We start from the raw sequence: 10,912 nt of genomic DNA, 5'->3' as shown, positions 1-10,912 counted from the left end.
AAATGCATATTTTCACGTTTAAGTGTATTTTTGTAAGGTTTTTACTTACTATTTTGAAAATGGAAAACTTTGAAAATCAGACTAGAAACCCAACTAAATCTTCAATTTTAGAAATCAATTTAATTTTAATTACTGTATTTTTTAAAGCTATTTTATTGTATTTAGATACAAAAATGGTAGAAAAACCTAACTTTTCAGCTTCTAGAATGCGCTGTTCTACACGTTGTACTGGTCTAATTTCTCCAGAAAGTCCTACTTCTGCAGCAAAACAGAAATCACTTTGCAATGCCACATCTTCGTTAGATGAAAGAATAGCAGCGACAACGGCTAAATCTATTGCAGGATCATCTACAGTGATGCCTCCTGTAATATTTAAAAACACATCCTTTGCTCCTAAGCGAAAACCTGCGCGTTTTTCTAAAACCGCCAGCAACATGTTTAGTCGTTTGGCATTAAACCCTGTAGCAGATCTTTGTGGAGTTCCATAAACAGCGGTACTAACCAAAGCTTGCACTTCTATCATTAAAGGTCGCATACCTTCTAAAGTAGCAGCGACTGCATTACCAGACAATTCGCCATCTTTTTCAGAAATTAATATTTCGGATGGATTAGAAACTTCTCGCAAACCTGAACCTTGCATTTCATATATCCCTAATTCGTTTGTAGAACCGAATCGGTTTTTGTTAGCTCTTAGAATCCTGAATACATGATTTCGATCGCCTTCAAATTGAAGAACCGTATCAACCATGTGTTCTAAGATTTTTGGACCAGCTATGTTACCATCTTTAGTGATATGACCTATTAACAAAACAGGAGTTGCTGTTTCTTTTGCAAATTTAATAAGTTCAGATGTGCATTCTTTTATTTGGGAGATACTACCTGCAGAAGATTCTATATAATCACTATGTAAGGTCTGAATAGAGTCTATTACAACTATATCAGGTTCTAAAGCTTCAATTTGCTTAAATATATTCTGAGTTTTAGTTTCGGTAAGAATATAGCAGTTATTACTATTAGGCTGAATACGTTCTGCACGCATTTTTATCTGTTTCTGACTTTCTTCACCGGAAACATAAAGCGTTTTATATTCTAAATTTAATGCAATTTGAAGTAAAAGTGTACTCTTTCCAATACCTGGTTCTCCTCCTAGTAAGGTTAAAGAGCCATGTACCATGCCACCACCTAATACACGATTAAATTCTCCATCGCGCATATCTAAACGCGCTTCTTTGGAGGTATCAATTTCGTTGATTAACAATGGTTTTGAAACCCGCTTTGACGCTGTGGTTGGTGTTTTCCAATCACTCTTTTCGGGTTTTTGAATCACTTCTTCGGTAATGGTATTCCACTCCTTACAAGAGGTACATTGTCCTTGCCATTTGGCATATTGACTACCACAATTCTGACAAAAAAACGTTGTTTTTACTTTAGCCATATTTATTTTTCGAGAAAACAGAAATCTCTTTAATTATAAATATGGCAAAATTAAAACAATTTTAGTTGATGTCTCTAAACCAACTCATAATAGCTAAAACTTTAAGTGTTGCTAATTTTGCAGGTAAATCTGAAAACACATATACTTTTGCTTTGTTGTATAATGATTCAAAGAAATCATCTGATGATAGTCTATATTTTCTAGTTGTCTTCATCCTCCTCATTATCATCAATCTCTTCATCTAAATCTACTACGGTTAACTCATCAATCTTAGAAAAGATAAAATCTCTATTAATATGACTTACATCATTTAATGTTAAGGCAGACTCATATAATTTTTTTGCTTTTTTTGTTTTGCCTAGTTTTTCTGCAGATTGTGCTAAATAATAGGTTCCCATTAAAGATTCTGGATGAAGTTTATTCGCTAATTCTCCTAATTTACCAAGTGATTTTAAATCTTCGCGTTGTTCTGCAACTTTAACCACCTTCTCTATTTCATCTTCACTAATTTCCTTTTTAATACCGAATAATTTTTCGATCCTCTTATACCTGTCCGTTAAATAATTATCCAAAGTACCTTCATAAGGTAATACTTTTTCCTCTAGCTCTTTCTCTCTAAGCGGATTGTAGATATCAAAGATCTTTTCAAATGATCTAGCCAAAGCACTTGTGACTAATGTATAATGCGTTTCATCTTTAAAATCATCAAAATAATAAGTCACGTTTTGGTTATCAACTTCCTTTATTTGTGCATTTGTAGACAATACACTTTCCCTTATTTGAGGTATATCTTTTTCTGCAGTTGCTAAATAATAAAACACATCCTTTTTGTATAACGCTAAACGTTTGGAGATAAAATTATTTAATGACCCTATAAAATCTGGACTAATACAAACATAAGCCTGAAACTCTAGAGCTTCTTTAAATAAATAAGAATTAATGAAGTTCCCCATATTATCATGACCTACAGCGACTTTAAATTTACTTGTGTTGTAATTTTTGTCTATGAAAGGTAATAATTCGTCTGAAACAAAATTGTGAAATCTAAGTCCCGATTCTGTCGGTAATCCTGTTGCTGGATCGTAATATCCATCATAAAAACGGTTTTCCCCTTGCATAATACCAACAACTATAGAACCTGGCATATTGTCAAAATAGGTTTGAAAATCGACTTGACCTACTACAGGTTCAAATAGATAGTCTCCATCAAAAACAATAATTACAGGATACTTTTCATCAGCATCGGCATCGTAATCCTTAGGAAGTTTAATTTTTAGCTTTCGCACGGCATTAAGTTTAGCCGAGGATATTTCCTTGTAGGTTGTTTGCGCAAAAGATGATACACAAATTAAACACGCAAGAACAACATAAATAGTTTTTCTCATGGTAAGTAGGTTTGGTTTGGGACTTCAAACATACTCAATTATCGTCAACTTGTCAATTTTTTTCGATGAAATGCACTATTCTTTCATTTTATCTTGTATTTCATACATTTTATCTAGCATCATTTCTTTATCTATATATTGAGAAGGCTCTAATAATAATCCAGATTTATAACGCTGTAGGGCTCTTTTTAAATTGCCCTCTTTCTCATTATACATCCCTGAATAATAAGCACTTAACATTGATTTAGGGAAATTTTTACTCACTAATTTTGATAGTTTTTCTAATGATTCTATATCATCCTTTTTATTACTCGCAGCTGCAATAGCTCTAATATCATTTTCAATCAATGTTTTTTCAAAACCATAAAAATGCTCTATATCTTCATACTTTTTAACCAAATATTCGAAAGGAGAACCTTCAAAAGTGAGTACCTTTTCGGAATATTCTTTAGCATTTATAGGTTTAAAAGGTGTAAAAATTTGATTTAATGCTTTTGGAATACCTCTACCAACTAGTGAATAATGATTAGCATCTTCAAAATCATCAAACTTATAGAGGAAATTTTCATTTTCTGTAACAGAAAGAACAGAATCTCCTTCTAAAACAGAAGCCCTAATCGCTTTTATATCAGCATCAGCAGTAGCCATATAATAAAAGATCTCTTGCTGTAATATAGAGACTCGCTGCCGTAACCTATTTATCATTTCTGGAGCAAAATCTGGACTTAAGGCCACGTATGCTCTAAAAATAGGTTCATCTTTAAATAAATAATAATTTACGAAATTAGCACTTAAATCGTGCCCAATAATGATTCTGAAATTTGAGGCATTATAATTTTCTTCAATAAACGGTAATAACTCGGCCGCCATAAATTCGTAAAATGAAGCTCCATTATGTGATGGGAAATAAGATTCATTATCATAATAGAAATCATCTACCCTTGTATTCGCTTGATTAATCCCAACAACAATACAGTCTGGAATATCTTCCCAATACGATTGATAATCTATATTACCAGCAACTGGCTCAAATAAATAATCACCATCTAAAACGATAATTAATGGATACGTACGTTTTTCTTCAGGATTATAATTTCTTGGCAATTGAATTTTCAATTCGCGTGTTCCTTCGAGCTTATAAGAATCAATCGTTTTATAAATTGCTTGAGACTGAATATTTAAGCCGATAAAAAGAGCTATAAGCAATACGTGAAAATTCTTCATATTATGCATGATTAAAAATTTAAAGTAAGGTAAAAAATATTTTTTATACTGTTGGTTTCTTTCTGTTGTAAATAGGTAAATATAACAATGATAAGCCACCTATTACTATAATAACTAACGTTTGCGTTGACCACACTATCCATCCAAATGCTCTACTCGGATCTGCGGCCATTCCAAATAATGAAAAAGCAATAACTACTGCTTCGGGAAATGAACCAATTCCTCCATTTGTGGCTGCAATACTAAAACTAGAAAGGATAAATCCTATAAGTACAGCTGCTAATGTTATGTCTTGTAATTCTGGTAAAGCAAATGTAGTTACATAAAACATAAGTACATACATTGTCCAAATAAACAAAGTATGGCCTATAAAAGCCCACTTTTTCTTCATTTTAAAAATGCTAAGTGCTCCTTCTAAAAGTCCTACTATAAATCCTTTTACTTTTAATGCGAATTGAGATTTGCCATTCTTTATAAAAAGAAATAACAATAAAGCCCCTAAAAGCACTATTGCACTACCTAAAAACAAAGAAGTTGGATCAAATTTATCTGCAAAAAAATTAAATATAAATTCAAATTCCAAAAAAAACGCTATTGCCACTATCGAAAGCAACATAATAGTATCTGCTATACGCTCTGCAACTATAGTCCCAAACCCTTTATCAAAAGGAATTTCTTCATAATTCTTTAAAATCGTAGCTCTAGCAACTTCGCCAGCACGTGGAATCGTAAAATTAATGAGATAAGCCGAATATACAGCCATTAAGCTATTTCCAAATTTTGGTTTAAACCCCAAGGGTTCTACCATAAATAGCCAACGGTATGCCCTAGACATATGACTCAAAATACCTAGACTAACACCAAGAACTATCCAAGTATAATCAGCATCTTTAAAATACTGGACTAAAGTAGGAATGGAGATTTTAGATAAAGAATACCATACCAATCCAACTCCTAAGAGTAATGGTAAAACAACTTTTAGAATGGATTTAGCTTTAGCCACCTATCTATTTTAGGAGGTTCGTAGCTTCGTCTGGAAATACCAATGAAGGCTTAAAGACTTTCGCCTCTTCAATATCCATAAATGCGTATGTAATAAGAATAAGCGTATCTCCAACAGCCACTTTACGTGCTGCGGCTCCATTAAGCGTAATTTCACCACTGTTACGAGGTCCTGGAATACAATACGTTTCTAGACGTTCACCATTGTCATTATTAACAATCTGAACTTTTTCGCCTTGTATAATATTAGCGGCTTCCATTAAATCTTCATCAATAGTTATACTACCAATATAATTAAGTTTGGCACCTGTAACCCTTACACGATGAATTTTAGATTTTACAACTTGTATTTGCATACGACAAAGATAATTAATTTAAAGCGATATTATCTATCAATCTTATATCGCCTGCATAAACAGCAATAAATGCTCTATATGACTTTTTTGTTGATTTTCGTTTTACCGGTTTTAAGGTCGATATATCAGCAATTATAAAATACTCTAGCTCAAAGAGCGGTTGGTTTTTAAATTCCTTATTGACCCATTCCGTTACTGCTTGTGCACTTTTTGTGCCAAACTGTGTTTTGGCAGCTATAAGTGTTTTATATATGAATGGTGAAACAATCCTATGCTCTGATGATAACCTTGCATTTCTAGAACTCATAGCTAAACCATCCGCTGCTCTGTGAATTGGGCAGCCAATAATCTCAACAGGCAATTGATGTAGTTCTACGAGCTTTCTAATAATTTGTAATTGCTGAAAATCTTTTTCTCCAAAATAAGCACGATCTGGGTTCACAATCTCAAACAAACGCTTTACAATAGTACCGACTCCATCAAAATGTCCTTTTCTAAAAGCACCTTCCATCTCATGCTCTAAACCATCAAAAGTAAAGGTTCGCGACTCAATATGGTTTCCATAAATATCATCGACTGTAGGAGAGTAAACAATGATACGATCACTACTCACTGTTTTTAAGAGTGAAATATCCTCTTCTAAAGTTCTTGGGTATTTAACTAAATCTTCTTTATTATCAAACTGGGTAGGATTAACAAAAATACTGACAACTACAAGGTCGTTTTCACTTAATCCATTATTAACCAATGACAAATGCCCTTGGTGTAATGCTCCCATTGTGGGTACAAATCCAATAGTACTTCCATTGGCTTTTAATACACCAATATAAGTTGATAATTCTGCTTTATTCTGAAAGTTTTTCAATGCCGTAACAAAAGTTTAACGCATGCAAACATAATATAATACTAGCAATCTGCCCAAAATTTTGTAATTTTGCATGTTTTTTACTATTAATATCAAAAGCAGTAGATTTATGAAAGATAAACGAATATTATATGTGTCCTCGGAAGTTGTTCCATATTTACCAGAAACTGAAATTTCTTCAATGTCCTTTGAGGCACCTAGAATGGTAAACAAACAAGGAGGTCAAATTAGAATATTTATGCCTCGCTTTGGAAATATTAATGAAAGAAGACATCAGCTACACGAAGTTATTAGACTTTCAGGTATTAATTTAGTGATTAACGATTTAGATATGCCATTGATTATAAAGGTAGCGTCTATTCCTAAAGAACGTATCCAAGTTTACTTTATAGATAATGAAGATTATTTTAAAAGAAAAGCAACCTTAACAGATGAGGACGGCAAATTATTTTCAGATAACGACGAACGCGCCATTTTCTTTGCAAAAGGTGTTATAGAAACAGTTAAAAAATTAAATTGGGCTCCAGATATCATTCACGTTAATGGTTGGTTAGCATCTCTATTACCACTATACTTAAAGGAGTTTTATAAAACAGAACCTTTATTTACCGAAAGTAAAATAGTAACCTCTGTATACAATCAAAACTTTGAAGGCACGTTAGATAAAGACATGATCTCTAAAGTTAATTTTGATGGATTAGATGCAGCAACAACAGAATTACTAAAGCAACCCGATTATATTAATTTAATGAAAGTTGCTATTGACAACTCTGACGCCATCATTAGAGGCTCTGAAGAATTACCTGAAGAATTAGACGCGTACTTAAACGATTTAACAAAACCTGTATTAGATTATTATTCAATTGAAGAATTTGCAGATCCATACACAGAGTTTTATAATAACACTGTATTAAACAGTTAATATCACCTATGAAACGAGCGGGTTCAAAGTTTTATCATTTTTAGAAATGATTGATAGCGAACAGCATGTGTCCTTAATAGAGACAATAAATACAAATACATGAAAAAAAATAGAATTGCCCTTCAAATCATATCATTTGGCCTTATTATTCTAAGTTTTATTGCTTGTGACGATGATTTTGCAACCCTAGAGTCTGACCTTATTAATAGTGGTATTGCCACAAATTTCGATACAGACACAGACAAATTCGACGTCATTGCTTACACTAAAGCTCTAGCTCCAGTACAAACTAATCAACTAGGCTTAACAACATTAGGTATATATGATGATGCTTATGGCAGAACAACTTCTAGTTTTGTAACACAGCTAACACCTGTTACATACAGTCCAACTTTTGGAGATGAAGCAAAGATTGATTCTGTTGTTGTTAACCTTCCATATTTTAGTACTGCTACAGGAACTGACGATGATGGCAACATTACTTACACCCTAGATTCAGTGATATCTAAGGGAGAGGATTACAAAAACATAAAGTTAAGAATCTTTGAAAACAACTATTTTATTAGAGATTTTGATCCAAGTGGTAGTTTTAGTGAAGATCAAGCATATTTTTCAAATCAAACAGCTTCATCATCAGAGAGCATTTCAACGACCGCTCTAGAAGGTTCAGAACTTATTTTTGTAGATTACGACGACACTACGGGTAGTATTATGACCGTTGTAGACAATGAAATTGACATAAACGATAAAGGTTATAGTCTAAAGGACGTTAACGAATTAGATGAAAATGGTGATAAGACCTTATTATCAAATCAATCTCCAGGTATAAGAATTATGCTAGACCCAACTTTTTGGGAAAATAAAATATTAGCTAAAGAAGGAGATGTTGTTTTAAGTAACTTAAATAATTTTACAGATTATTTTAGAGGTCTTTATTTTAGAGCTGAAACTATAGACGATGATGGCAGTTTTCTTATATTAAACACAGGAAGCGCAAATAATGCCAATGTAACAATTTATTACTCAAAATTAACAGCTTCAACTACAGATGGAGACGATGTTAGAGATAGCTCAACATATGTTCTTAACTTTGGCTCAAATAAAATTAATTTTCTTGAAAATGATTTTACATTACCAATAGATGATGGAGATTCTGACGCAGGTGATAGTAAAATTTACTTAAAAGGTGGACAAGGTGCTATTGCTGGTATTAAATTATTTGAAGGTTATAATGATGAAGCTGGCATGAGTAATTATGACAAATTCAGAAATGATTATGTCAACTTAGAAGATAATAAATTCAGTAGTTCTAAACGATTAGTTAACGAAGCTAATCTTGTTTTCTATGTAGATAGAGATCAATTAGATATATTAAATGAAGACCCAGACAACGAACCTAATCGCTTATATTTGTATGATGCGGTAAATAAAGAACCGTTAATCGATTATTATTTAGATGTTACTAATTCCAATTTACCTTCGTTTTCTAAGTTAAGACATCTTGGCGCTTTACAACGTGTAGATGATGAGCCAGGTAATAAAGGTGTAAAATACAAATTGAAAATCACGGAACATATCAATAATTTATTATTAAGAGATTCTACAAATGTTGAACTTGGTTTAGCGGTTTCTCTAAACGTAAATATTGAAGATCCAAGTGTTAGTTTTTCGCAGAACAAAGTACAAACTGTTGACGATTTAGATTTAACAGTCCCTGTAAGTTCTATCCTAACACCTAGAGGAACAATATTGTATGGTAATAACACACCCGAATCTGATGAAAGTAAACGTGTGTATTTAGAAATACATTATACAGAACCAAATTACTAAAAAAAAACAACCTATGTGTGGAATTGTTGGATATATTGGCCATAGAGAGGCTTATCCTATTGTTATTAAAGGGCTTCAAAGATTAGAATATAGAGGTTATGATAGTGCTGGTATTGCCTTATATGACGGAACAGATATTAAGCTATCAAAAACCAAAGGCAAAGTTTCTGACCTTAAAAATAAAATAGAGAATGAAATCTCTACAGATGGAACTCTAGGCATTGGACATACACGTTGGGCTACACATGGTGTACCAAATGATGTCAATTCTCACCCACACTATTCCAACTCTGGCGATTTGGTAATTATTCATAATGGGATAATTGAGAATTATGATTCCTTAAAAAAAGAATTAATAAAACGTGGTTACACCTTTCAATCAGACACAGATACAGAAGTATTAATTAATCTTATTGAAGAGGTACAGAAAAACGACAATCTAAAATTAGGTAAAGCCGTTCAAATTGCTTTAAACCAAGTTGTAGGAGCTTATGCTATTGCCGTTTTTGATAAAAACAAACCTAACGAAATAGTTGTTGCAAAACTCGGAAGCCCATTAGCAATAGGTATTGGTGATGATGAGTTTTTCATAGCTAGTGACGCGTCTCCTTTTATTGAATACACTAAAAATGCCATTTACCTTGAAGATGAAGAAATGGCAATCATTAGAAGAGGAAAAAACATAAAAGTCCGAAAAATAAAGAATGACGTTTTAGTAGATCCTTATGTACAAGAACTTCAAATTAATTTAGAGCAAATTGAAAAAGGTGGTTACGATCATTTTATGCTTAAAGAGATCTATGAACAGCCAAGTGCTATATTAGATACCTTTAGAGGTCGTTTATTAAGTAATGAAGCTTTGATTAAATTAGCAGGTGTTGAGGATAACATGAAAAAATTCTTAGCAGCTGACCGAATCATCATCGTAGCATGTGGTACATCTTGGCATGCAGGTTTAGTTGCAGAATATATTTTTGAAGATTTAGCAAGAATTCCTGTTGAAGTAGAATATGCTTCAGAATTTAGATATAGAAACCCTGTTATTACAGAAAAAGATATCGTAATTGCTATTTCTCAATCTGGTGAAACAGCAGATACTTTAGCGGCTATTAAATTAGCTAAATCTAAAGGAGCTTTTGTTTTTGGCGTATGTAATGTTGTTGGGTCAACCATAGCAAGAGAGACAGACGCAGGTGCATATACGCATGCTGGTCCAGAAATTGGAGTGGCATCAACTAAAGCATTTACAACACAGATTACTGTATTAACGCTAATGGCGTTACGTTTAGCAAGAGCTAAAGGCACCATGTCTAGTTCCGAATTCAGACATCACCTTATTGAACTTGAAACTATTCCAGGAAAAGTTGAAGAAGCTTTAAAGTCGGATGCTTATGTAAAAACGGTTGCTGAGATCTATAAAGACTCAAAAAACTGTTTGTATTTAGGTAGAGGATTTAACTTCCCTGTAGCTTTAGAAGGAGCTTTAAAACTTAAAGAAATTTCTTATATACATGCCGAAGGGTATCCTGCAGCAGAAATGAAACATGGACCTATTGCTCTTATTGATGAGCATATGCCAGTTATCGTTATTGCTACTAAAATGGGACATTACGAAAAAGTAGTGAGTAACATTCAAGAAATTAAAGCTCGAAAAGGTAAAATTATAGGCATTGTTACAAAAGGTGATACAAGTGTAAAGGAATTAGCAGATCACGTGATTGAAGTACCAGAAACATTAGAATGCCTAACACCATTATTAACTACGATACCGCTACAGTTATTATCTTACCATATTGCTGTAATGTTAGATAAAAATGTAGATCAACCTCGTAATCTAGCTAAATCAGTTACTGTAGAATAGTTAAAAACTAAAAAAAAGAAGACAAAAACGGC

Annotated in this window: 10 protein-coding genes; 3 read left to right on the top strand and 7 right to left on the bottom strand. The window is 32.8% G+C overall.

The annotated features are described in order from the left end of the window. Positions 1-76: 76 nt before the first annotated feature. From radA to panC, 7 genes are all read right to left on the bottom strand, one after another. Complete coding sequence (radA, locus tag HM992_RS04750) at positions 77-1,435, bottom strand: DNA repair protein RadA (RefSeq protein WP_179318898.1); 1,359 nt, start codon at positions 1,433-1,435, stop codon at positions 77-79. A gap of 61 nt (positions 1,436-1,496) precedes the next feature. Further along, positions 1,497-1,649, bottom strand: a complete 153-nt coding sequence (locus tag HM992_RS04745; RefSeq protein WP_179318897.1) for a hypothetical protein — start codon at positions 1,647-1,649, stop codon at positions 1,497-1,499. Next, a complete protein-coding gene (locus tag HM992_RS04740) occupies positions 1,636-2,820 on the bottom strand; it encodes an alpha/beta hydrolase (RefSeq protein ID WP_178986153.1) in 1,185 nt (394 codons plus the stop codon). The genes HM992_RS04745 and HM992_RS04740 overlap by 14 nt, the downstream gene beginning before the upstream one ends. 75 nt (positions 2,821-2,895) lie before the next feature. Continuing rightward, complete coding sequence (locus HM992_RS04735) at positions 2,896-4,044, bottom strand: alpha/beta hydrolase (protein WP_178986154.1); 1,149 nt, start codon at positions 4,042-4,044, stop codon at positions 2,896-2,898. Between the two features lie 43 nt (positions 4,045-4,087). Beyond that, positions 4,088-5,047: a lysylphosphatidylglycerol synthase transmembrane domain-containing protein gene (locus tag HM992_RS04730; protein ID WP_179318896.1), complete on the bottom strand. Its 960-nt coding sequence runs from the start codon at positions 5,045-5,047 to the stop codon at positions 4,088-4,090. A 4-nt stretch (positions 5,048-5,051) separates the two neighbouring features. Continuing rightward, complete coding sequence (panD, locus tag HM992_RS04725) at positions 5,052-5,402, bottom strand: aspartate 1-decarboxylase (protein WP_178986156.1); 351 nt, start codon at positions 5,400-5,402, stop codon at positions 5,052-5,054. 13 nt (positions 5,403-5,415) lie between these two features. Further along, on the bottom strand, positions 5,416-6,267 hold the full coding sequence (gene panC, locus HM992_RS04720; RefSeq protein ID WP_179318895.1) for a pantoate--beta-alanine ligase: 852 nt from the start codon (positions 6,265-6,267) through the stop codon (positions 5,416-5,418). Positions 6,268-6,376: 109 nt separating this feature from the next. On the opposite strand from panC, the gene HM992_RS04715 reads away from it, so the two are divergent. From HM992_RS04715 to glmS, 3 genes are all read left to right on the top strand, one after another. Beyond that, positions 6,377-7,189 carry a glycogen/starch synthase gene (locus tag HM992_RS04715; protein ID WP_178986158.1) on the top strand — a complete coding sequence of 271 codons (813 nt, stop codon included), beginning with the start codon at positions 6,377-6,379 and terminating at the stop codon, positions 7,187-7,189. Between the two features lie 99 nt (positions 7,190-7,288). After that, positions 7,289-9,019, top strand: a complete 1,731-nt coding sequence (locus HM992_RS04710; RefSeq protein ID WP_179318894.1) for a DUF4270 domain-containing protein — start codon at positions 7,289-7,291, stop codon at positions 9,017-9,019. 13 nt (positions 9,020-9,032) lie between these two features. After that, positions 9,033-10,880, top strand: a complete 1,848-nt coding sequence (glmS, locus tag HM992_RS04705; RefSeq protein WP_179318893.1) for a glutamine--fructose-6-phosphate transaminase (isomerizing) — start codon at positions 9,033-9,035, stop codon at positions 10,878-10,880. Positions 10,881-10,912 lie beyond the last annotated feature (32 nt).

The sequence above is a fragment of the Winogradskyella helgolandensis genome (assembly GCF_013404085.1).
Classification (GTDB): domain Bacteria; phylum Bacteroidota; class Bacteroidia; order Flavobacteriales; family Flavobacteriaceae; genus Winogradskyella; species Winogradskyella helgolandensis.
Note: the sequence above shows the minus strand (reverse complement) of the source record. Positions and strands in the feature narration are given on the sequence as shown.